This is a genomic window from Burkholderia sp. Bp8963, assembly GCF_003854275.1.
In the GTDB taxonomy this organism is placed as follows: domain Bacteria; phylum Pseudomonadota; class Gammaproteobacteria; order Burkholderiales; family Burkholderiaceae; genus Burkholderia.
This window is the reverse complement of sequence record NZ_QTQP01000030.1, coordinates 38,828-59,326: the sequence shown is the minus strand read 5'-3', so window position 1 is coordinate 59,326 and position 20,499 is coordinate 38,828. Positions and strand designations below refer to the sequence as shown.

Annotated in this window: 21 protein-coding genes; 3 read left to right on the top strand and 18 right to left on the bottom strand. The window is 63.7% G+C overall.

Annotated elements, in window-relative coordinates; translation table 11 throughout:
* The first annotated feature begins 9 nt into the window (after nucleotides 1-9).
* Complete coding sequence (locus tag DID96_RS23665; RefSeq protein ID WP_124601684.1) at nucleotides 10-1,605, top strand: intermembrane transport protein PqiB; 1,596 nt, start codon at nucleotides 10-12, stop codon at nucleotides 1,603-1,605.
* Nucleotides 1,605-2,357, top strand: coding sequence for a membrane integrity-associated transporter subunit PqiC (locus DID96_RS23660; protein ID WP_124601711.1), 753 nt, complete (start codon nucleotides 1,605-1,607; stop codon nucleotides 2,355-2,357). Before DID96_RS23665 ends, DID96_RS23660 begins: the two co-directional genes overlap by 1 nt.
* Before the next feature lie 62 nt (nucleotides 2,358-2,419).
* On the opposite strand, the gene DID96_RS23655 is transcribed toward DID96_RS23660, so the two are convergent.
* Nucleotides 2,420-3,175 (bottom strand): TetR/AcrR family transcriptional regulator, encoded by a 756-nt coding sequence (locus DID96_RS23655; RefSeq protein ID WP_124601683.1) that lies wholly within the window; start codon nucleotides 3,173-3,175, stop codon nucleotides 2,420-2,422.
* A gap of 179 nt (nucleotides 3,176-3,354) precedes the next feature.
* On the opposite strand from DID96_RS23655, the gene DID96_RS23650 reads away from it, so the two are divergent.
* The gene (locus DID96_RS23650; RefSeq protein WP_124601682.1) at nucleotides 3,355-3,783 is read left to right on the top strand and encodes a TetR/AcrR family transcriptional regulator; all 429 of its coding nucleotides are present in this window, start codon (nucleotides 3,355-3,357) and stop codon (nucleotides 3,781-3,783) included.
* 100 nt (nucleotides 3,784-3,883) lie between these two features.
* On the opposite strand, the gene DID96_RS23645 is transcribed toward DID96_RS23650, so the two are convergent.
* From DID96_RS23645 to DID96_RS23560, 17 genes are all read right to left on the bottom strand, one after another.
* Nucleotides 3,884-5,020 (bottom strand): porin, encoded by a 1,137-nt coding sequence (locus DID96_RS23645; RefSeq protein ID WP_124601681.1) that lies wholly within the window; start codon nucleotides 5,018-5,020, stop codon nucleotides 3,884-3,886.
* Between the two features lie 195 nt (nucleotides 5,021-5,215).
* Complete coding sequence (locus DID96_RS23640) at nucleotides 5,216-6,343, bottom strand: SMP-30/gluconolactonase/LRE family protein (protein ID WP_260463991.1); 1,128 nt, start codon at nucleotides 6,341-6,343, stop codon at nucleotides 5,216-5,218.
* 41 nt (nucleotides 6,344-6,384) lie between these two features.
* Nucleotides 6,385-6,879, bottom strand: a complete 495-nt coding sequence (locus DID96_RS23635) for a YbhB/YbcL family Raf kinase inhibitor-like protein (RefSeq protein WP_124601680.1) — start codon at nucleotides 6,877-6,879, stop codon at nucleotides 6,385-6,387.
* 244 nt (nucleotides 6,880-7,123) lie between these two features.
* Nucleotides 7,124-8,284, bottom strand: a complete 1,161-nt coding sequence (locus DID96_RS23625) for an acyl-CoA dehydrogenase family protein (RefSeq protein ID WP_124601679.1) — start codon at nucleotides 8,282-8,284, stop codon at nucleotides 7,124-7,126.
* Nucleotides 8,281-10,089 carry an acyclic terpene utilization AtuA family protein gene (locus DID96_RS23620; protein ID WP_124601678.1) on the bottom strand — a complete coding sequence of 603 codons (1,809 nt, stop codon included), beginning with the start codon at nucleotides 10,087-10,089 and terminating at the stop codon, nucleotides 8,281-8,283. Before DID96_RS23620 ends, DID96_RS23625 begins: the two co-directional genes overlap by 4 nt.
* Nucleotides 10,074-10,838, bottom strand: coding sequence for an enoyl-CoA hydratase-related protein (locus DID96_RS23615; protein ID WP_124601677.1), 765 nt, complete (start codon nucleotides 10,836-10,838; stop codon nucleotides 10,074-10,076). Before DID96_RS23615 ends, DID96_RS23620 begins: the two co-directional genes overlap by 16 nt.
* The gene (locus DID96_RS23610) at nucleotides 10,835-12,082 is read right to left on the bottom strand and encodes a CaiB/BaiF CoA-transferase family protein (protein WP_124601676.1); all 1,248 of its coding nucleotides are present in this window, start codon (nucleotides 12,080-12,082) and stop codon (nucleotides 10,835-10,837) included. Before DID96_RS23610 ends, DID96_RS23615 begins: the two co-directional genes overlap by 4 nt.
* 23 nt (nucleotides 12,083-12,105) lie before the next feature.
* A complete protein-coding gene (locus tag DID96_RS23605; RefSeq protein ID WP_124601675.1) occupies nucleotides 12,106-12,654 on the bottom strand; it encodes a 2,4'-dihydroxyacetophenone dioxygenase family protein in 549 nt (182 codons plus the stop codon).
* A gap of 26 nt (nucleotides 12,655-12,680) precedes the next feature.
* Nucleotides 12,681-13,421 carry a cupin domain-containing protein gene (locus DID96_RS38410; RefSeq protein WP_185732339.1) on the bottom strand — a complete coding sequence of 247 codons (741 nt, stop codon included), beginning with the start codon at nucleotides 13,419-13,421 and terminating at the stop codon, nucleotides 12,681-12,683.
* Complete coding sequence (locus DID96_RS23595) at nucleotides 13,418-13,684, bottom strand: hypothetical protein (protein WP_124601674.1); 267 nt, start codon at nucleotides 13,682-13,684, stop codon at nucleotides 13,418-13,420. Before DID96_RS23595 ends, DID96_RS38410 begins: the two co-directional genes overlap by 4 nt.
* A gap of 98 nt (nucleotides 13,685-13,782) precedes the next feature.
* Complete coding sequence (locus tag DID96_RS23590; RefSeq protein ID WP_260463990.1) at nucleotides 13,783-14,574, bottom strand: GntR family transcriptional regulator; 792 nt, start codon at nucleotides 14,572-14,574, stop codon at nucleotides 13,783-13,785.
* Between the two features lie 551 nt (nucleotides 14,575-15,125).
* The gene (locus DID96_RS23585) at nucleotides 15,126-15,887 is read right to left on the bottom strand and encodes an SDR family NAD(P)-dependent oxidoreductase (protein WP_124601672.1); all 762 of its coding nucleotides are present in this window, start codon (nucleotides 15,885-15,887) and stop codon (nucleotides 15,126-15,128) included.
* Nucleotides 15,888-15,904: 17 nt separating this feature from the next.
* On the bottom strand, nucleotides 15,905-16,819 hold the full coding sequence (locus tag DID96_RS23580; RefSeq protein ID WP_124601671.1) for a LysR family transcriptional regulator: 915 nt from the start codon (nucleotides 16,817-16,819) through the stop codon (nucleotides 15,905-15,907).
* Between the two features lie 9 nt (nucleotides 16,820-16,828).
* Nucleotides 16,829-17,161 carry a ferredoxin gene (gene fdxA / locus DID96_RS23575; protein WP_124601670.1) on the bottom strand — a complete coding sequence of 111 codons (333 nt, stop codon included), beginning with the start codon at nucleotides 17,159-17,161 and terminating at the stop codon, nucleotides 16,829-16,831.
* A complete protein-coding gene (locus DID96_RS23570; RefSeq protein WP_124601669.1) occupies nucleotides 17,161-17,934 on the bottom strand; it encodes an enoyl-CoA hydratase-related protein in 774 nt (257 codons plus the stop codon). Before DID96_RS23570 ends, fdxA begins: the two co-directional genes overlap by 1 nt.
* Nucleotides 17,931-19,112 carry a CaiB/BaiF CoA-transferase family protein gene (locus DID96_RS23565; RefSeq protein ID WP_124601668.1) on the bottom strand — a complete coding sequence of 394 codons (1,182 nt, stop codon included), beginning with the start codon at nucleotides 19,110-19,112 and terminating at the stop codon, nucleotides 17,931-17,933. Before DID96_RS23565 ends, DID96_RS23570 begins: the two co-directional genes overlap by 4 nt.
* On the bottom strand, nucleotides 19,109-20,494 hold the full coding sequence (locus tag DID96_RS23560) for an FAD-dependent oxidoreductase (protein WP_124601667.1): 1,386 nt from the start codon (nucleotides 20,492-20,494) through the stop codon (nucleotides 19,109-19,111). The genes DID96_RS23565 and DID96_RS23560 overlap by 4 nt, the downstream gene beginning before the upstream one ends.
* Between the last annotated feature and the right edge of the window lie 5 nt (nucleotides 20,495-20,499).

The following is a 20,499-nucleotide window of genomic DNA, read 5'->3' as shown; positions in this document are numbered from 1 at the left end:
CTTTCAGCGATGCAAATTTCTGACTTACCGCATCCGGAGATCAAGCCTCGCAGCCGCTGGCTTCCTTCTCTGGTATGGCTGATTCCCTTGATCTCGGCGCTGATCGGTATCGCGCTTCTCGCGAAATCCATCACCGATGAAGGGCCGACCGTCACCGTGACCTTCAATAACGCCGAAGGGTTGGAGGCGGGCAAAACGAAGGTCAAATACAAGGATGTCGAGATCGGCACCGTGCGCACTATCGCGCTGTCGGACGATCTTCAGCATGTCCGCGTCAAGATCCAGCTCGATAAGGAAGCCGGAAAGTTCGCCACCGAGGGGTCGCGATTCTGGGTGGTGCGTCCGCGCGTCGGCGCGAGCGGCATATCCGGCCTTGGCACGTTGCTGTCCGGCGCGTACATCGGCGCCGATATCGGCCGCTCGACCGTGCGCAAAACAGACTTCACCGGTCTCGAGAATCCTCCGATCGTGACCGCCGACCAGCAGGGGCATCAATACACGCTGCGAGGAGATTCGCTCGGCTCGCTTGATATCGGTGCCCCCATCTTCTACCGCAGGATTCAAGTCGGCCAGGTCGTCGGTTTTTCGCTCGACCCCAAGGGATCGGGCGTGATCGTCAACGTGTTCGTCAATGCGCCGTACGACAAGTACGTCGGGACCGACACGCGCTGGTGGCACGCGAGCGGCGTGGATCTGCGTCTCGACTCCGGCGGGCTCAAGCTCAACACGCAATCGCTTGCCACCGTCATCATGGGCGGGCTGGCCTTCGAAGCACCGCCGGGACAAGATGCCGGCCCGCAAGCCGCCGACGGCGCGGCGTTCAGGCTCGCGTCGGACCAAACCGACGCCATGCGGGAGCCGGACGGCGCACCGCTCTATGTCGCCATGCATTTCAACCAGTCGCTGCGCGGACTGTCGGTCGGCGCACCGGTGGATCTGCGCGGCATCACGCTTGGTCAAGTGACGAAGATCGGTCTCGAGTACGACGAGAAGGCCGAGAATTTCAGCATGGAAGTGACCATGGCGCTCTATCCCGACCGGCTCAGCCGCCGTTCGAACACGTCGCTGCCCGCGCCGAATAGCCAGGGCGGCCACGACATGCTGCAACACCTCGTCATGCAGGGGCTGCGCGGCCAATTGCGAACCGGCAACCTGCTCACAGGCCAGCTTTATGTGGCACTCGACATGTTCCCGCATGCACCGCACGCGACGGTCGATCTGCGCAACACGCCGATCGAGCTGCCCACCGTGCCGAACACGCTCGATGAACTGCAAGTTCAGATTGCCGAAATCGCCAAGAAGCTCAATCAGGTTCCGTTCGACAAGATCGGGGCGAATCTGAACGGCACACTCGAAAGCGCGAACCGCCTCTTCGGTCAGCTCAACACGGAAGTCGTTCCGCAAGCGCGATCCACACTGGCATCCGCCCAGAAAACGTTCGACGCGGCACAAGCGACTCTTGGACAGGATTCGCCGATGCAAGCGGACGTTCATGGGGCGATGCAGGAATTGACCCGCACGTTGCAGTCGCTGAACGCGCTCACGGACTACCTGGAACGCCATCCCGAAGCACTCGTGTTCGGCAAGAAGGGGGATCGTCAATGATGGTCAACGTATTTCAAAGACGCGCCGCCGTCATTCGAGTACTCGCAGCGGCGAGTGCGCTCGCGCTGTCCGCCTGTGCGTCGTCGCCGCCCAGTCGGTTCTATACGCTGGCGCCGGAGGCGCGAGCCGGGGCCGCTTCGAGCGTTTCCGGTCCCGCGGCCTTGATCGACATTCAATCTGTCAGCGTACCGGACCAGGTTGCGCGCAATCAGCTCGTCGTCAGGATCAGCGAGACGCAGGTTGAAGTGCTCGAAAACGAACGCTGGGCGTCGCCATTGAGCGACGAAATACGCATGGCCCTGTCGATGGCAGCGACACAACAGTTGAGCGACGTCAGCGCTCCCCGTCCGAAGCAGAAAGGCGATGCGCACGTCTATCGCGTTGCCGTCGACATGCAGCGTTTCGAGTCGTGGCCCGGTGCGCGGGTGGTCGTCGATGCGATCTGGAGTATTCGCTCGCCGGGCGCGCCCGGTGAAAAGCTGACTTGCCGCAGCACGGTGTTCGAGCCTGTAGCCGCCGGTTACGATGCGCTGGCGGACGGTCATCGCCGCGCGCTGACGACCATCGCCGGGCAACTGGCGGCGACCGTTCGCGCTCTCGACGCCGGCGCGGGCGGCCCGCCAATGTCGACGACAAGCCGTTCAGCGAATTGGGCGCCGACGGTGCAGTGTCCGTCCCCGGCCACCCACATCGCAAACGACGCCATATCGATTTCGGGATCGTATGCGGCCCGTTCGGGGTTCGCGCAATGAGTGAATACCGCTTGGCTACCCGCCTTGCCGACGGTCAGCCGAGCGGTATGCCGTCATGGTTTTCAGTCGGCTTCGACAGCGGGTTCCACGATCGGCAACGGACGCGTCGCAACCTTTTCGGCTTCCGCCCGTTTGAGACCCAGGCTTTGCAGCAGAACGGCGGCCACGCGCTCGGCGAGATGCTCGCTGCTGAAATCGAACGCGTTCAACGCGTCGGCATTCGGCGCCTCCGGCACGACGACGCCGAGTTCGGCTGTCACCGCGGCAAGCACGGTGCCGCCCACGGACAAGAACGCGACGAATGGATCCGCGACGGCGAAACGCTTTGCATCGATGCCCCTTTGCACATCCCGCAACAAACGCTGACCCAGTCCGCGGGTAAGCATGCGCGAGGAAAAGCCCTCCCTGACCAGGAACTGGCCCCAAAGAGGCTCGCGATGCGCGCGCATCAACGTATAGCGCACGGAGACGGCGATCACCTCGGCCGGGTCGGACACGCCGGTCGCGAGACGGTCGAGCCAGTCGGCGAACTCCTCGAACACGGACTCAACCAGAGTCGCGTAGATCGCCTCCTTGGACTCGAAGTGGTTGTAGAACGACCCGAAGCCGACGTCGGCCGCCTCGGTGATTTCGTTGATGGCCACACCTTCCATGCCTTTTTCGGCCATGAGCTTGAGCGCTGCCTCAAGCAGGCGCGCCCGCGTCTCTCTCTTGCGGCGTGCGCCGCGCGGCTCCCGCGCGTCAGCGGCCTCCAAAGTGACGGCAGGCGTTCGCGGAGCGGCGCGCTTTTGTATCGGGCGATTTGTTGTCTTCGACATGACGATTCCGATCTCGATCAGAACCGCAGTATAGATTCAAACGTCTCAACCGACAAACCAGTCACTATTGAGCGTAATATCATTTACAATTGCGGGATTGGCCTCGTCTTTGCTCAGGCGTCAGCCGGCAGCCTGCTCCGACCCGCCCATTGGGACACTGGACTTCTCATGGACATCCAATGAAACGCAAAAGGCTGACGCACGCGGAACGAAGAGCGCAGACGCGCGAGCAAATGGTGGAAGCCGCTCGGGAGCTCTTTATCGAAAAGGGATTTCCGGCGACCAGCGTGGCCGATGTCGCCGAAGCGGCGGGCTACACGCGCGGCGCGTTCTATTGCAACTTTTACGACAAGTCCGACTTATTGATCGAATCATTGCACTGGAAGCAGGACGAGCGGACGTGCAACCTGCACTCCGCGTTGTTGAAACTCCGTGATTACTTGCAAAGCGACGATTGCTTTACCCTCTGGGTCGAGGCAAGCCTTCTCGCAAGGCGGGACCCCGCGTTTCGCGCGCGGTTCGATTCAGTCCTGAACGACGCGAAACCCGCCATTCCAGTTCAGAAAGGCGAGGCAAGCGAGCCATGCGAGGCGCATCGAGAGAATTGAACGTCGCCGCCACAACGCTGCCCGACAAGGGTTCGAGTTCATGAAAGCGAATCACGCCACCTGGCCTATCGCCATGATGGCGCGGCTGCTGACAGCCAAATCAGAAGCGATGCGAGACGCCTACAGCGACCAGTGTCTGAGACGCACCAAAATCCGGCGCACCCGTCGGCGTGGCAACCCGTATCCCGGCCCAGCTCGTCGTTGCGGTACCGTTGTTCTTCATATGGCCGGCCCGTACGTACAAGCTTGTCCGTTTCGAAAGGAGATGGTCGTAACCCAGTTGGATGCCAAGCGTATTGTCGTGTGAGCCGCGCACGTTACGTTCAATTCCCGAGATCTCGACAACGTCTTGCGGCGACGCCTGAATGGTTACGCCGATGCCCGCGATGCCTACCGGGTGCGCAGTGCCGGCGAGCGCGGCCGCCGAGCCCGCTGGTGCGTCGTGCGGTCGCGCGTACGTATAAAGGAACTGGATGTTCGCAATCCCGAAGCGATATGCGAGTGCACCGGTGAAGTGTTCGGTGGCGACCAGGTTTAGCGAAGCAAGCGGCCCGACGGTGATCGCCTGCGTTCCCGGACGCTGCGATTGATAAGCGACAGACGCATACAGCCCATACCCGGTGTAGGTTGCGGACACGTCAAGGAGGTTGCCCGTCGAAGCTGGCACGGGTTGCGTGACCGTCGCGGCGAACGCGTACATCGCGGCCAGCCGCACGCCACCGAAGTCCGGCGATTGATAGAGCACGGCATTGCTCGTGCGCCCGGCGATCGATTGTGTCGACAGCGTGTTCCTGTCTACGGCAAGGACCGCCGCGACAAGCGGCGACAGGACTTCGTCGAGTGCAAACGGATCGGCGCCATAGGCGGTATTGAATGAGGGCTGATACTGCCGTCCGAACGTCAGCGAACCGTATTTGTTATCGGAGAGCCCGACCCATCCCTGACGGTAGAACAATGCCGTCGTATCGGTGAAGAGCGTCCCGTTGTTGACGTTGTAGCCTGTTTCAATATCGAACTTTGCCTGAAGCCCTCCGCCCAGATCCTCCCGCCCCAATAATCCGAAGCGCGAACCCGATTCACCACCGCTTCGTTCGGAGTACGAAGTGTGACCGCCATTATTAAGATACTGCATGAATGTATCGACCACGCCGTACAGTGTGACGTTCGACTCTGCGGCCGCACTCCCGGCCGCTAACAGGAATGTAGCCCCGCAAATGGTCTTCGCAGAAAATTGCACGTTCGTCTCCTTTCTTCCTTCCACGGTGGATATCGAGCGGCAATGAGGACCTCGATACGATCCTTATTCCCACTGCTTGCATTGACGGTACATACCGACCATTCGCCGATTCATCTCGGTCTTGCGCTGCATGTGTTCGATCGCGTGAGATGCGCACGCCAGCGGTCGAACGCAGTGCAGTGGAGCAGCAGAATCTTATTGCCGTGCGGTGAGGTCCTGGCCTTGCGGTATCCGCCTCTTGATTTTCGAGATCGTGTGGACCTTCACCTGGCCTGCCCATGGCCCATCGATTGTCCGCAGATCCGCGGCCACGGGATGCGCGAAGCCAAGCTCATCGCTAAGCCTCGAAAGTGCCGCGGCGTAATCGAGAGACAAGTTGGTGACAAGCACGTCGTCATCGCGGAAGACCAGGCTATTCGACCAAAGGAGACCTATGGGCGCCCCCTTGCGATCGATTCCGCCGAAATCGCCGAGCTTTGCAATCACTCGCCCCTGTGTCGGCTCGAGCACGACAATCTCGTTGGACTGGTTGCATGCAATCCAGATGTTGTCGTGCTCGTCGATGATCAGGCCGTCGGGCCCGCCGCCGACGCGATTGACGAAGACCTCGGGCGTGCCAGGTTCAAGCGCCGAGCCGGTCACCGGTATTTTCACGATCGTGTCGTTCGATGTGTTGGCGACGAACAGCGCCGTCCGCTCCTTGTTGAACGCGAGACCATTCGCGCCGATGTGCGGCGCTGGCCTTGTCGGACTGAGCAGTGGGCTTTTGACCCATGCCAACCCTTCGCCGCCGCCTGGTCCGGTTTTCCAGATGATGCCCTGGTGGGAGTCGGTGACGTACACGTTGCCGGCGGCATCGAACGTCATCCCGTCAAGGCCGGGATTCTTGCCCGTGACCGTCATGAATACCGATGAGACACCCGTATCGGGATCGACGCTCAAAACCTTCCCATACTGATAATCGATGACGAGCAACTTGCCGGTCTGCGGATTGAAACCCACATCGAGCAATAGCCTGCTTGAGCCCTTGATGCGGACAGTCCGTAGGTGCTCGCCCTGTGGGTCGAACACAATGAGCGTTCCCTCACTCGTCAAAGGCTTGTTCGCCGCGACCGTCACGACGTAGACGTTGCCGTCATGGTCCAGGGCGATCCCCTCAGGATGCGCCTCGCCAGGGGGCAACGTGGCAAATGTCTCGACCTTGCCGCGCTCCCAGGCCTTCGCGGCGAGCGGCGTCGTCAACAACGCCAGCAGTATCAGTACCGTTTTGACCATGCCCGTTCTCATCTTGCAGTCTCCAAAGTTGGGGAAGCTGTAATGCATCGGATTATTCGATCGTGTCCGCCCCATTCATGCGAGCACCCTCATCGGCTGTAGAGGCCGGTCAGGGTGGCCACGGCGAGCGTGTTCTGGTGGATCACGAAGCGCACCACCGCGTTGGGCGCGTTGGCTGGCAAATCAAGCTTCGGCACACGCAGCGCGTGCACGGTGAAGATATAGCGGTGCGCCGGCAAGCCCTTGGGTGGGCAGGGGCCGCCGTAGCCGGCGGTACCGTAGTCGTTGGTGGCCTGAGTGCCACTGGCGCCGAGGTCAGCGGCGTCGGTGGAGCCTGCACCGGCGGCAAGCTGCGTGACGGACGAATCGATATCGAACAGTATCCAGTGCCAGAAGCCGCTGCCGGTGGGTGCGTCCGGGTCGTACAGCGTCAGCGCGAAACTCCTGGTTTCTTCCGGCGAGCCGTGCCATTGCAGGGCGGGTGAATGGTTCTGACCGCTGCCATCGAAGCCATTGAACTCATGCACCCGTTGCAGCCGTTCCAGATCCTTGAATTCAGGCGATATTACTGTGAAGTTCTTCACGCCATTTCCTTTGAATAACTCGGTTTTACAATTCGGATGCCTAAACGTTTATCTCGCCACGCGACACGCTCGGCCGCTGACGATGACACGTTTCCATCTATCGCGATGTTTCCGTCATGCGGACGGTCGGCAATAACCCGGGCACAGGCGTCGCCCATTTCTGCCGGATTGCGGCGCAGCGTCGGTCCGCCATTGACCTGCAGGTCCTGCCCCCCTGGATTCCGTTTGCCTCGCGCCGTGCGCGTCAATACGACTTCGGCAGCCCGAGCGCCTGCTCGGCCACGTAGCACAGCGCGAGCTCCTGCGTCACCGGTGCGAGCAGCGACAGCACGCTTTCGCGCAAGCCGCGCTCGACGTGGTACTCCTTCGCGTAGCCATATCCGCCGTGCGTACGCACCGCGCGCAACGACGTCTCGAAACTGGCCTCCGCCGCCAGGTACTTGGCCGCCGTGGCCTCGACACCGCAGGGCTTGCCGGCGTCATAGAGAGCCGCCGCCTTCCACATCAGCAGTTCGGCCGATTGAAGGCGCATCCAGCATTCCGCCAGTGGATGCTGAATCGCCTGGTTCTTGCCGATCGGGTGGCCGAACACGACGCGTTCCTTCGCGTAGTCGGTCGCCCGCGCCAACGCTGTCTCGGCGGCGCCGAGCGCGGCAGCCGCGACGAGGATGCGCTCCGGGTTCAGCCCGTGCAGGAGGTACCTGAAACCCTGGCCTTCCTCTCCGATGCGATCCTCGACCGGGATTTCCAGCCCGTCGATAAACAGTTCATTCGAGTCCACCGCCTTGCGCGCCATCTTCTCGATCTCGCAGATACGCAAATGCGAACGGTCGATGTCGGTGTAGAACAGCGTCACGCCGTCCATCGGCCGCGCGCATGCCTCGATCGGCGTCGTGCGGGCCACGAGCAGTATCTTGTTCGCTTGCTGGGCGGTCGAAGTCCAGACTTTCTGGCCGTGGACGATGTAGCGGTCGCCCGCGCGGCGGGCGGAGGTTCTGACGCGTGTGGTGTCGGACCCGACGTTGGGTTCGGTCACGGCGAAGCAGGCGCGATCCGAACCGTCGATCAGCGGCGGCAGCATGCGCCGCTTTTGCGCCTCGCTGCCGAACACGACCACCGGCTGCGGGCCGAACAGGTTCAGGTGGACTGACGACACCGCCGCCGAACCGAGCTTGCCGACCGTACGCATCACCATCGCGGCCGCCGAGATGCCGAGGCCGGCGCCGCCATGTTCCCTTGGCATGGTCACGCCAAACCACCCGCCGCGGGCAACGGCATCGCAGAATTCGCTGGGCCAGCGTCCATCGCGGTCGCGCTGGAGCCAATAATCGGCGCCGAAGTCGGCGCAAAGCGCGTCGACGGCGTCGCGAATCGCAAGCTGGTCGTCGGAAAAATCGAAATTCACGCGGTGAACTCCTGCAACATGCCTGTGGGAACGTCGACCGGCATGTCGAGCAGCATCTGCGCCATGCCCTTGCCGAGCGGGTCGTTACGCATCGATGCCATGCCGCCGCCGCCCAATGCCCGCTCGCAGACGAGATTGATGGCATGGATGCCGGGCAGTTCGTAACGTTGGACCGGCCCCTGCACCAGATGGCCGAGGTACGCCGCGACCCGCTCTGACGTCACCTGGTCTCTTAGCACCGGCAGCAGGGCCGGATGCCGCGCGATGAGACCAATGTTGGAAATGTCGCCCTTGTCGCCGCTGCGTCCGAGCGCGATTCTCAACAGCGGCACGGTCTGGCGTGGGCCGGCAGGCAGCGCACCTTCGATAGGCGCCAGCGGTTCCGGCGCGACCTGCGGTTGCGGTGGCGGCAGCGTCACGGTGAATGTCGTGTCGCCGAGCGTGACCGACGGCGTCACCTGCTCCTTCGGCATGAGCCAGGCGAACTGCCGCAGCACCGGCGACACCGAGGGACGGCCACCCGCACCGGTCGTGCCGGGTGACCAGGATGTGCCTGGTGCGGCCAACTCGCGGCTGAACATCTGCAGTGCACGCCGGTCGGCATGCGTCACCGTCAGGCGCAACACGACTTCGCGCGTCGGCAACGGGCGCGCATGGGGCCCGTAGGCCGACTCCGTGCCGAGCAGCTCGATATGGGTGCCCAGGAAATCCGTGAACCCACACTCACGCAGCAGCAACCGGCCTCGCTCGAGCAGCGCCTCGCCCGTGCGCCTCGCCTTGGCTGCAGCGTCGATTCCGACGATGGTAAGTTGTCCTGACACCTTGAAGCCCGCCGACGCAGTGGCGCTGACCTTGTAGGTGCCGGTCGGCGGCCGGCCGCGCGCGCCGGTCACGAGCACGCGATGCGGCCCGGTCTGTTCGATGCGCACCTGTCGAAAGTCGCAGGTCACGTCCGGAAGCAGATAACTGGCCGGATCGCCGATCTCGTACAGCAGTTGCTCCCCGACGGTTGCGGGCGTCACGAGGCCGCCGGTGTCCGCGGGCTTGGTAACCTCAAAGGTGCCGTCTTCGTGGCACTCGACGATCGGATAGCCGATGTTCGCCCAGTCCGGCACGCTGGCCCAGTCGGTGTGCAGGCCGCCCGTCGCCTGGCAGCCGCATTCGATGATGTGGCCGGCCAGACTGCCGGCGGCGAGCCGGTCGAAGTCGTCGGCCGCCCAGCCGAACTCATGCATCAGCACGCCGAGGGTGACGGCGCTATCGACGCAGCGCCCGGTGATCACGATGTCGGCGCCCGCGGCCAGGGCCTGCGCGACGGGCAGTGCCCCAAGATAGGCATTGGCCGACACCAGCCGCTCCGGCATCGGTTCGCCGCTGGACATTTCGACCGTGCCGGCCGCTCGCATCGCGGCGGTGAACGGGAGTACGTCGTCGCCTTCGACGATCGCGACGCGCACCGGGACGCCAAGTTCGTCGGCCAGCGCCTGCACCGCTGTCGCGCAGCCCTTCGGGTTCACGCCGCCCGCGTTGCTGACGATGCGAATGCCCTGCTCGACCGCCTGCTTCAGCACCGAGCGCAGCGCCACTGTGACGAAGTCGATGGCGTAGCCTTCCTCCGGTCGCTTCGCCCGCGCGCCGGCGAGGATCGACATGGTGAGCTCGGCGAGATAGTCGAACACCAGGTAATCGATGCCCCCGCAGCGCACCAGTTGCGCCGGCCCGAGACTGCTATCGCCCCAGAAGCCCGAGGCGCCGCCAATGCGCACGACCTTGCCCGGCGTCGAGAATGTCATTTGCCCGTCCATTGCGGTTTCCTTTTTTCCTTGAATGCAGCCACGCCCTCGCGCGCGTCCCGGGTTAGTGCCAGCAGGCCGAGCTGCCCTTCGCCGAACGCGATCGCCTCTTCGAAGGACATCGAACGCATCGCCTTCATCGCATACATGCCGCGCCGCAGCGCGGTGGGCGAGCTGGCGAGCAGCCGCGACAGCAGGCGCTCGAGCGCAGCATCGAGGTCGTCGGCCACCTCATTCACCAGACCGATCTCGCGTGCCCGCGCCGCGTCGATGGGCTCGCCCGTCAGACACAGCTGCGCCAGGCAGCGTTGCGGCAGCTGAGCCTGCAGCACGGCGAGCACCTGCATCGGGAACACGCCTACCTTCGCCTCCGGCAGGCCGAATGTGGCATGCCGGGCGGTGATCGCGAGATCGCACATGGCAAGCAGGCCCATGCCGCCGGCCATGCAGGCGCCGTTGACGCGCGCGACGAGCGGCACGTTCAGCGTGCGGGCCGTTCGCAGCAGGTCGGCATAGGCGCTGGTCGGCATGGCGTAGTCGAACGCGAACGCATCCCCGCCGAGGTCGGCGCCGGCACAGAACGCGTCGTCGCCTGCGCCGCTAAGCACCACGGCGCGAATGGTCTCGTCGACCCGGGCGCGATCCAGCGCCTGCTGAAGCGCGTGTATCACTTCCGCGTTGAGCGCATTCCGGCGCTCCGGGCGGTCAATGGTGAGAATTAGCCGCCCGTCCTGCCGGCTGGCGCGTACGACCTCGCTCATGCTTCGACTCCCGTTGACTCGCTGCACGCCGCCACTTGCGTCACGCCCGCTTGCACCATCTCTTGGATCTGCTGCGGCGAGTAGCCAGCTTCGGCCAGCACTTGCGCGCTGTGCTCGCCCAGCAACGGCGGCGGGCGCAGCGGCGGCAGCGGCGTTTGCGGCCATTCGCTGGGCACCGCCAGGGTTCGCAGCACGCCTTCGGTGGGATGTTCGAGTTGCTGAAAGAACCCGATGTCCTGCAGGTGCGGATCGTCGAGCAGCGACTCGAAGGTGTGCGCCGACAGCACCGGGATGCCGAGCGGCTCCAGCAGCTCGCTCCATTGCTGCGTGGTCTTCGTTTTCAGCTGGTCGGAGAGGATCTGGTACAGCGCCTCGACATGCTGCGTGCGCGATTCACCATCGGCAAACCGCGGGTCGCTCTCGAACCGTTCGGCCTCGCCGACCACGCGCATGAAGGCCTTCCACTGTTCGTCGGTGTAGACGACGAGGCACACCAGGCCATCCTGCGTGGCGTACGGCCTGCGCTGTGGGTTGAGCAGCCGCGGATACCCGAAGCCGCCGCGCGGCGGGACGAACGTGTGGCCGTAGAGATGGTCGCCCAGCATCATCTGCGCGGTCGTTTCGAACATCGGCACGTCGACCGCCTGGCCGCGGCCGGTGCGTTCGCGCGCGAACAGCGCCGCGCAGATCACACCGAACGCGTACAGGCCCGTCGCCCGGTCGGAGAGATTGAGCGGAGCATAGCGCGGCATGTCCGAACCGGCCCGTACGCTGGCTTCGGGGATGGCGACTGCCGCCTGGATCAGGTCGTCGAAGGCGCGCATGTCCGCATAGCGGCCGCGCTGGCTGAAACCGAACGTGCCAACATAAATCAGTCGCGGGTTCACCTGCCGCAGCACGTCGTAGTCGAGCCCGAGGCGCGTCATCGCCTGCGGCCGCACGTTGTAGACCAGTGCGTCGGCCGCCTGCGCCAGCTTAAGCAGCGCCTCCTTGCCTTCGGGGCGCTTCAGGTCCAGCACGATGCTGCGCTTGTTGCGGTTCAGGTTGAGGAACAGCGGGCCGGCACCCGTGCGCCCGCCAGGACCGGTGGCGCGCAGCATGTCGCCGCCGGGTGGCTCGACCTTGATCACATCGGCGCCAAGGTCGGCCAGCATCTGTGTGGCCGAAGGTCCCATGACGACCTCGGTGATATCGACAATGCGCAAGCCCGCGAGCGGTCCGCCCGGGTTGGAGTCGTTTTTCATCTGGCCCGTGCTCCTCTTTTCGGTCAGGAACCGGCTACGTCGGCACCATTGCCGCGGATGTAGGGCACCGGCCCGATGTCCCGTGCCGCCGCGAGGGCCTCGATCGCGTACCGGATCGAGACCGCATCATTGAGCGAGTGGAACGTGCCGTCCTCGTTGAAACTGACTTGCGCGCCTTCGATCCAGGCAATAGTGATGGTGTCCTCGGTGTTGTCCTCGGGGGTGTAGAAGGTGTGCACCGAGCCGCCGGGCTCGTACAGATAGGAGCCCGCCGTCTGCGGCTGGTCGGGGTACTCGCGATACATCCAGCAGCCCTGGATCGTCCAAACCTGCGCCGTACCGGTGTGGTAGTGAATCGGCAGGGAGCGGCCGGGTTCCACGATGGCCATGAAGACCCACTCGCCGCGCTCCAGGTCCAGGCGCAGCGGCTTGATGTGGATACCCGGAAAGACATCCTTGATCAGCGGAATCTGCTCGATGTTGACGGTCAGGAGCTTGTCTTGCGGCAGAGCGGGCAGCGGCAGCGGTGCGCCAGTGGACGTGGTGGGCTGCGCGAGAATTCTTGCGTTCATGAGTTGTCTTCCGTTGTGAGTGGATGTCAAGCAGTGGCTGGAAGCCGCCCTTTGATAAGGAAGCCGGACGCAGGCTGCTCCGGCAACGAGCGCAGGGAGGCGGCGGCCCCGCGCGGAAGAAACAGGAAGTCGCCCGGCGTGAGACCGAAGTCCTGCCCGTCGGCGCGTGCGTCGATCCGTCCGCGTTCGACGTAGAGAACCTGCTCGGCGTCAGGCTCCGTGGTGCAGACCGATGCGCTGCCGGCAGGCATGCGCAGCGCCGCAATGTCGACCCAGCGCGCGCCAGCGGTCTCGCGGTCGATGAGGGGAACCGTGCCGGTGGCGGCGTCGCCGGCGGCAAGCACGCACACCTTGCCGTGAGCGGGCGCGGCAACAGCGCCGTCGGGTTCCGTGATCGTGTGCGCCGGGTTCTCGCCATAAGGCGGCGTATAGACGACCAGCACGCGCCCGGGTTGGTCGCTGGTCACGCGAAACGAATGGAACACGCCTGCCGGCACGTAGGCCCAGGTCCCGGGCTCCATCGCTTCAACGCGGCCCCCCTCCCCCGACTCGCCGGTTCCCTCGATCATGTAGGCGCATTGCTCCAAGTGGGGATGCGCGTGCGGCCGCGCGCCGTGCGATTTCACGATCGTGCCGACCAGCACTTCGAGCGCCGTCGCGCCGACGGTCTCGGGGCCAATCACGCGCACATTGGAGGTGCCGGTGTGGTTGGCCGGCGCGTAGGCGGCTAGGTCTGCCGCCCGAATCACGGTAGGTACGGACTTCATTCGGGCTGGCTCCATGCGGTCTTGACCGCCGGGGCGGCTGCCTGCGCCGCCATGAAACCGGAGGCATTGGGACGGTTTTCTAAGATGACGTGCTGGCCCTTCCCGGCGGGCAGCGATTGGTCGAGAACGCGCGCCCCGGCGTCTGTTCCGCTTCCGACCGGAAAGGGAACGATGATCTTGATGGGATCGGTCGGATAAGGGGCCGCCGCCATTGCTTGCGACGCGAGCAGGGGGGCAGCCAGGAGAAAGAGAAGATTCCGCATGCGCATCGAACTCCAATGAAGACTGAACTTCGGAGAGTTAAACCTAAACTCCTAATGTTAGAAGTTTAGGCGTGCGCAAAGTGGCGTCAAATACGGGCTTACCCGACAGTCCGTCGCTGGGGCTCTGTGATCCCGGGCACGGTTTTCAGGGCGGACGCGGGGAGGTCGATCTCGGAGACGTAGCGGTCGCCCCGATACCAGGCAGCTCCCACGTAAAGCACGTTGCCCTTACCGTCAACCAGGCGCCGCGACATCTTCGCGACGGGCGAGGCAAACGGGATCTTCAGCATGTCGCATAGGGGAAAATCCGCGGGTATTACGGTCACGCGTTGCCTCAAGCGTTTGCAGCGCGAGCCCAGTTCGTCGAGCACCGCTGCAAGCAGCTTGCGCTTCCTGGCGATGTCCTTGGGCAGTGATTCGAAAACCGGCGTGGGCACATAGATTTCGGCGTAGCAGAACGGCTCGCCAGAATAGGAGTGAAGCTTGCGGACACACACGTATTCGTCGGCCGACCGGTCATCCGGTCCGAGCAGCTCCTGCGGCACCTGGGTGCAGCGCCGGACTTCGAGTATCTCGAAGGCAAGCGCCTGCGGCGTGGCGAAGGGGTTGTTGATCACCTGTTCGAGGTCGCCCGTGGCGGCGGGCAGCGCTGCAACGTGGGTTCCAACGCCCCGCTGGCTGCGGATCAGCCCTTCCTTGGAAAGCAGCTCGTATGCTTGCCGGACGGTGACGACGGCGACGCCCAAGTCGTCCGCGAGTTGCGTGATCGGCGGCAGCTGCGCGCCGAGCGGGTATTCGCCCTTCGCTATTCGGTGCCGCAGCAGGGACGCCAGCCGCTGATATTGCGCAACACCGCGCTCGGCCGGCAGCTCCGACCGCTCGGTCCCCATGGGTCGCTCATCCGACGTCATATAAATCCTAATTAACCAATATTCGAATTATATGTGAGCGATGGGGCAAGCTGACGCTCGCGTTCTTGGCACACCCCAACTGCCAGATAACGCCAGCCCCGGGCCGTGCGGAGTGGAGTAAGAGACAGGGTGTAGTCGAACTATTTCGCTGCCTCCCCTCTCGCCCCGGCCGCCTCTACGCCCCCCCGGGTTTCCCTATGCCGACGCGCTCGCGGCGCTGCGCGCGTGGTATGCGGGCCGCCTATCGTCTGTTTGACGGACATCAGACCAATGCAGTGCGTTTCGGCTTTCAACGAATTTGATTCATCAGTTCGGCAATGTGTCGATTACGGGAGGCCCGTCGAATTTTTGCGGGACTGCATCGATAGATAACTCGTCGCCGCCGATACCGTGTCGATACCGACGGCCGTCATTCGAAAAGCCATGCATCCGCATGGTTTGACACCAATTGCAGCGACAACGGACGCGCAAAGCAGCGTGCCAGCTTCAAGCGATCCGCTCTAACGGAACCTGCCAACACTATAGTGAAATCAAGGCATCACTTGCCCACCGTTCACTTCGATGATCTGCCCAGTGACGTAACTGCTCGCTTCGTCGCTTGCAAGAAAGAGGAATGCCCCCGTGCACTCATCGGCCGTGCCGAGACGTCCCATCGGAATGGCCGCCGCGAAACGCGCGAGTATCTCTGGGCTCGAATGACCGTCATGAAATGGCGTCTCGATTACCCCCGGCGCGATGGCATTGACGCGAATCCTGTCATTCACAAGTTCCTTCGCCATCGTCCGCGTGATTGTAGAGACAAACCCCTTGCACGCAGCATAGAGGCCCGCGCCCGGGCCACCGCCGGTACGCGCGGCCTGCGTCGTCACGTTGATGATGTTTCCGCCACCGTCGCGCGCCATCAGTGGAATCACTCGCCGACTGACTGCAACGACCGAACGGGCATTGAGTTTAAACACCTCGTCGATGTAATCGTCGTCGGCTTCCACGATCGGCGCACGCCGAACGAACCCGCCTGCATTGTTGACCAGCACGTCGATGCGTCCGTAGCGTTCGCGCACCTCGTCAACCATGCCGTCCACCTGCGCCGATTGCGTCACATCGGCCTGCACGGCGAACGCGTCGCCACCGCACTCTTTCACCTGAGCCACGACCGCGTTCGCTTCAGCGATGCCGCCTCGGTAGTGCACGGCAACGCGCGCACCACGTGCGCCAAACGCGCGCGCGACCGCGGCCCCAATGCCCGAACTCGCGCCAGTAATTAACACAACCTTGTTCTTCAGATCCTGCATATATGCCCCGTGATCGGTCAGGCTTCCTGAAGCGACAACTCGACATGCCTCAGACGCCGCACGACGCGGTCGAGGAACTCGACCGTGACGTGCGGCAACGCACGTTGATTCGGCACAATCACGCCAACCGTAAGCGCGTTGACGTTGTCGTCGTCGAGCGGTCGCCATACCACCTCGCCGCGCGCGAGCTCATCAAGGAAAGCCAGTTTGGAAAAGAAAGAAATGCCGCGCCCGGCCGCGATCAGCCGCTTTAGCAGCGTCGTCGAGTTGCAGGTGACGCTGGGTTGCAGCGATTCCCAGAACTCGGCGAAGTCGGTCGTCACGACGCCCTGGATCGGCGACCGCCCCTCCAGCCGCAGGAACGCGTGCGAGCGGCAGTCCTCGAAACTGATCCGCTCTCGCTTTGCGAACGGATGCGACGCAGCCATCACCACGCCCGGCGGCAGCGACACTTCAGCCGCGACGTCGAGGCCTGCGGGCAGCTTCGTGATATAAGAAATGCCGATGTCGTTCTCGCCGCTGAGGAGTCGTGCCGGCACGTCGTGTGGCGGAACTGCGGCAATCGAGTAGGTCACCGCGGGATAAACGTCGGAGAATTCCTCGACCGTGGCAGGCAGCAAATCAACGAAGAGCGAATCCATCGCAACAACAGAGACGTGTCCCTTACGCTCGCCCTTCAGATCGTCAAGTTCGCTGCGCATCAGGTGGAAATCGTTCAGCGTTGCGCGGATATGCAGCAACACGCGCTCGCCGGCTGCGTTCAGGCGAATGCCGTTCGGCAGCCGGTCGAATAGCTCGGTGCCCATCTCGGCTTCCAGCTTCAGGATCTGCCGGTTGACAGCGCTCGACGCCACGTAGAGATTCTGCGCGGCCTTGCGGATCGAACTGCACCGAGCCACCTCGACGAAATACTTCAGGACATTCGCATGCATCTTGGTCTCTTAGGATGTGATAGCCGGCCATGCGGCGACCAGTGGATGATCACACGCCGTTTTGCCAACGTCACATGCGCCGCCAGGCAGGCCGAGCCCACTCACGCTCGCATCGAAGAACTCGCGGTTCGCTAAGGCAAAGGGCGCCTCGGTCGCCGGGAGCTCCTCCTCGTGAAAAATCGCCTCGGTCGGGCATACCGACACGCATATCCCGCAATTGACGCATTCGTCAGGATGGATATAGAGCGTGCGCCCGCCTTCATAGATGCAGTCGACAGGACAGCATTTCACGCACGCTCCGTCCTTCACGTCGATACACGGCGATGTGATCACATAGGCCATCAGAGTCCGCTCCAGCGGGGTTTGCGCTTCTCCTGGAACGCGCGCACACCCTCGTTTGCATCCTCAGATTGCAGCGCCTCGACGAGCGCAGGCAGCCGCAGCGCCTGTGCTTCGGCCGGAGAGAGCGTGGACGTGCATTTCACGACCTGCTTGATCGCCTGAACCGACAGCGGCGCGCATGCGAGCACCGCCTCAACCCAGCGATCGACGGCCGCGTCCAGTTCTGCGCGCGGCACGACCTCGTTGACGAGGCCCATCTCGCGGCCCTCTCGTGCGGACACACGGCGGCCGGTCAGCAACATCGCCATTGCCTGACGATACGGGATCTGCCGTTGCAGCAGCGTCATCCCGCCGTCGAGCGGCATGCGCCCGACAAGCGCCTCGGGCAGGCCAAAGCTCGCTTCTTCGCACGCGACCACGAGATCGCAACCCAGTACCATTTCGAAACCGCCGCCAAGCGCGTAGCCATTGACCCGCGCGATCACAGGCACGTTGAGCGTCTCGCGCAGCGCAATGCCGCCGAAGCCGCCGGGCCGCGGCGCAGCCCAGTATTCGAGGCCGCTCACAGAAGGATTCTTCAGGTCGGCGCCGACGCAGAACGCCCGCTCGCCCTCGCCGGTCAGGACGACGACGCGCACATCGCGGTTGCGCTCGAGCTCCGTCCAGATGCGCTGGAGTTCGCTTTCGGTCTCGAGATCGACCGCGTTGAGCGCCTCGGGACGCGCGAGCGTCACACGTGCAACGTGCTGATCGATTGAAAGTCGTACAGTCACAGTGCCTCCGTGGAAATGCCGTTCGTGAGTGTGCGGAGCACTTCCTCGGTATGTTGTCCAAGCCGCGGCGGCGCGCGCCGCAAGCTGACCGGTGCGCGCGACAGCTGGATCGGACTGCCGATGAAGCGCACCGGCTGGCCTTCGCCCTCGCCTTCGATGATCAGCTTGTTATGCAGCGTTTGCGGATCGACGAGCGCCTCGCGCAGGTCCCGTACGGGCGCGCACAAGAGATCCTGCTCTTCGAGCCGGGCGAGCCAGAAATCGCGCGTGTTGGTTGCAAAGCGCTCACGGAAGATGCGGTGCAATTCGGCTTTGTGACGGAACTGCTCGGTCAGGGTGGCAAAGCGCGGATCCAGCGACAGATCCTCGATTTGCAGCGCGGCGCAGATGTCGCGCAACGGGTTCTGCTTGAACGCCCCAACCAGCACGAGCGGGCCGTCCTGCGTATCGAATACCCCGGAAAGCGGCATTGCGGCCCAGTTCACCTCCGAGTCCTGCATCATGATCATCGCTGCTTCTTGCATCTGCATCGCAAGCATGGAGTTGTACAGCGACACATTGACCTTTTGCCCCTCGCCAGTTCGCTCCCGATGCAGCAACGCAAGCAGGATGCCCTGCACGAGGTGCATCCCAGCCGAATAGTCCGCCAACGCAGTCGGATAAACCGAGATCGGCACCGACTCGTCAGCGCGGCGAGCCATCACGCCGCTCATCGCCTGAGCGAGCACGTCCTGTCCACCTTTGTGCGCATACGGCCCGGTTTCGCCGAAACCTGTCCCGATTGCGTAGACAATGCGTGGATTGATCTTGAGGCACGCTTCGTAGCCAAGGCCCATGCGGTCCATCACGCCCGCGCGGAAGTTGCTGACCACGACGTCCGCATCCGCAATCAGCGCCTTCAAGGCTGCCATCTGCTGCCCGTCGCGCAAGTCGAGCGCCACGCTGCGCTTGTTGCGGTTCAGACTGCAGAAGATCGGGTTGTCGGCGCCGGCGACCGGCTCGAACGTCGAGCGACTCAGATCGCCCGCCCCCTTGCGCTCGACCTTGATCACGTCCGCGCCGTAGTCGGCGAGCGTCTGCGTGCAGACCGGACCCATCATGACCTGCGTGAGGTCGATCACGCGCACGCCCGCAAGGGGCATGTCGTGCAGTTCGACCGTGTCGTGCGCGCTTGTCATGCGGCCTCCCGTGCTTCGATAGGAACGGCCAGCGCCGGAATGTCGGCATTGCGCCCCGGTTGGTCGCCCGGGTCCGCACCTTGTTCGCGCAACTTCTTCTGCAACGTGCGCACATCGACATCCCGCACCGAAACGCCCGCACCCAACGCGAGGGCGGCCGCGACACCAGCCGCTTCACCCATCGCCATGCACGGCGGAATTTCACGCGACATCTTCTGCGCTTGGGACGTCGCCGAATAGTGGCGCCCGGCGACGAGCAGGTTGTCGACCTGCTTTGGCAGCAGCACGCGATATGGCATGTAGTAGTCGCGCCCGCGCGCGACGCTGTCCTCGAAGCGCGTGCGCTGCGCGAGGTCCTCCTTGGTCATCACGTATTCGCCTTCCAGCAGACGGGTCTGGCGCACGCCCGTTTGCGGAGCGACGTCGATCACAAAGCAGTTCTCGAAGCCCGGCAGCTTCTCGCGCACGAAATCGACGACTGCGTGAATGTGTTTGCGCCCCTGCACTTCCGCACGCGTGAGCTCCTCCGGCTTGAGGCCGTCGAGGCCGGGCATGTGCGGGCAGTTGCACCAGACGACACCGGGTAGCGGCGTCTTGAGCCACCAGTAGCCCCACGATCCGCCGAGAATGCGCTTGATCTGGCGATCGAGCAACGCGAATGCTTCCGGTTCTTCAGCCTCGAAACGCTCGGCCGCATCGGTATCCACGCCGCCGAGACGAAACACCGTTGTCGTGATGTAGCTGCCACCGACATGCGGCACGCCTGCCGACGCCGCGACATCGAGGTCACCGGTCGTATCGATCACGATGTCCGCGAGAATCGCTTCACGGCCGCTCTTCGTATCGCAGATCACGCCCTTAACCTTCCCGTCCTCGACCAGCGTGCGTGAAAACCACGAGTGCAGTCGCAGCTCGATGCCAAGCTCTTCGACCATCTCGAGCGCCACGCGCTTCATCGCATCGGGATCGAACGCCGCCGCGAAGCAGACGGGATGCGGCGTCTTCTGCGTGTGAAAGTCGAAGGTACCCCAACGGCCCCACTGCCGATAGACAGCGGGATCTTCGCCCCATTCGTGCGAGCGCGGGAACACCGCGAGCTTGCGCGCTGCCATGCGCTCGATGAACGTGATGCAGGTGCCGCGTACCGAAATTTCCTGCAGGTGGTTGTCCCACATGTCGTCGAGCACGAGCACCATGCCGCCCGAAGCAAGGCCGCCGAGGTGGTTGTATCGCTCGAGCAGAATCACATGTGCACCATTGCGCGCCGCGCCGATCGCCGCCGACAGGCCTGCCGGCCCGCCACCGACCACCACAACGTTTGCCTTTGCCACTACGCGCACGTCGCGCGCGGGCTCTTGCAACCAGTCACTGACTGCGTTCATTTCGT

Coding starts and splice junctions, on each gene's coding strand:
- DID96_RS23665 (WP_124601684.1), top strand. CDS start 10: ATGCAAATTTCTGACTTACCGCATCCGGAGATCAAGCCTCGCAGCCGC.
- DID96_RS23660 (WP_124601711.1), top strand. CDS start 1,605: ATGGTCAACGTATTTCAAAGACGCGCCGCCGTCATTCGAGTACTCGCA.
- DID96_RS23655 (WP_124601683.1), bottom strand. CDS start 3,175: ATGTCGAAGACAACAAATCGCCCGATACAAAAGCGCGCCGCTCCGCGA.
- DID96_RS23650 (WP_124601682.1), top strand. CDS start 3,355: ATGAAACGCAAAAGGCTGACGCACGCGGAACGAAGAGCGCAGACGCGC.
- DID96_RS23640 (WP_260463991.1), bottom strand. CDS start 6,343: ATGCATTACAGCTTCCCCAACTTTGGAGACTGCAAGATGAGAACGGGC.
- DID96_RS23620 (WP_124601678.1), bottom strand. CDS start 10,089: ATGGACGGGCAAATGACATTCTCGACGCCGGGCAAGGTCGTGCGCATT.
- DID96_RS23615 (WP_124601677.1), bottom strand. CDS start 10,838: ATGAGCGAGGTCGTACGCGCCAGCCGGCAGGACGGGCGGCTAATTCTC.
- DID96_RS23610 (WP_124601676.1), bottom strand. CDS start 12,082: ATGAAAAACGACTCCAACCCGGGCGGACCGCTCGCGGGCTTGCGCATT.
- DID96_RS23605 (WP_124601675.1), bottom strand. CDS start 12,654: ATGAACGCAAGAATTCTCGCGCAGCCCACCACGTCCACTGGCGCACCG.
- DID96_RS38410 (WP_185732339.1), bottom strand. CDS start 13,421: ATGAAGTCCGTACCTACCGTGATTCGGGCGGCAGACCTAGCCGCCTAC.
- DID96_RS23595 (WP_124601674.1), bottom strand. CDS start 13,684: ATGCGGAATCTTCTCTTTCTCCTGGCTGCCCCCCTGCTCGCGTCGCAA.
- DID96_RS23590 (WP_260463990.1), bottom strand. CDS start 14,574: ATGGGGACCGAGCGGTCGGAGCTGCCGGCCGAGCGCGGTGTTGCGCAA.
- DID96_RS23585 (WP_124601672.1), bottom strand. CDS start 15,887: ATGCAGGATCTGAAGAACAAGGTTGTGTTAATTACTGGCGCGAGTTCG.
- DID96_RS23580 (WP_124601671.1), bottom strand. CDS start 16,819: ATGCATGCGAATGTCCTGAAGTATTTCGTCGAGGTGGCTCGGTGCAGT.
- fdxA (WP_124601670.1), bottom strand. CDS start 17,161: ATGGCCTATGTGATCACATCGCCGTGTATCGACGTGAAGGACGGAGCG.
- DID96_RS23565 (WP_124601668.1), bottom strand. CDS start 19,112: ATGACAAGCGCGCACGACACGGTCGAACTGCACGACATGCCCCTTGCG.
- DID96_RS23560 (WP_124601667.1), bottom strand. CDS start 20,494: ATGAACGCAGTCAGTGACTGGTTGCAAGAGCCCGCGCGCGACGTGCGC.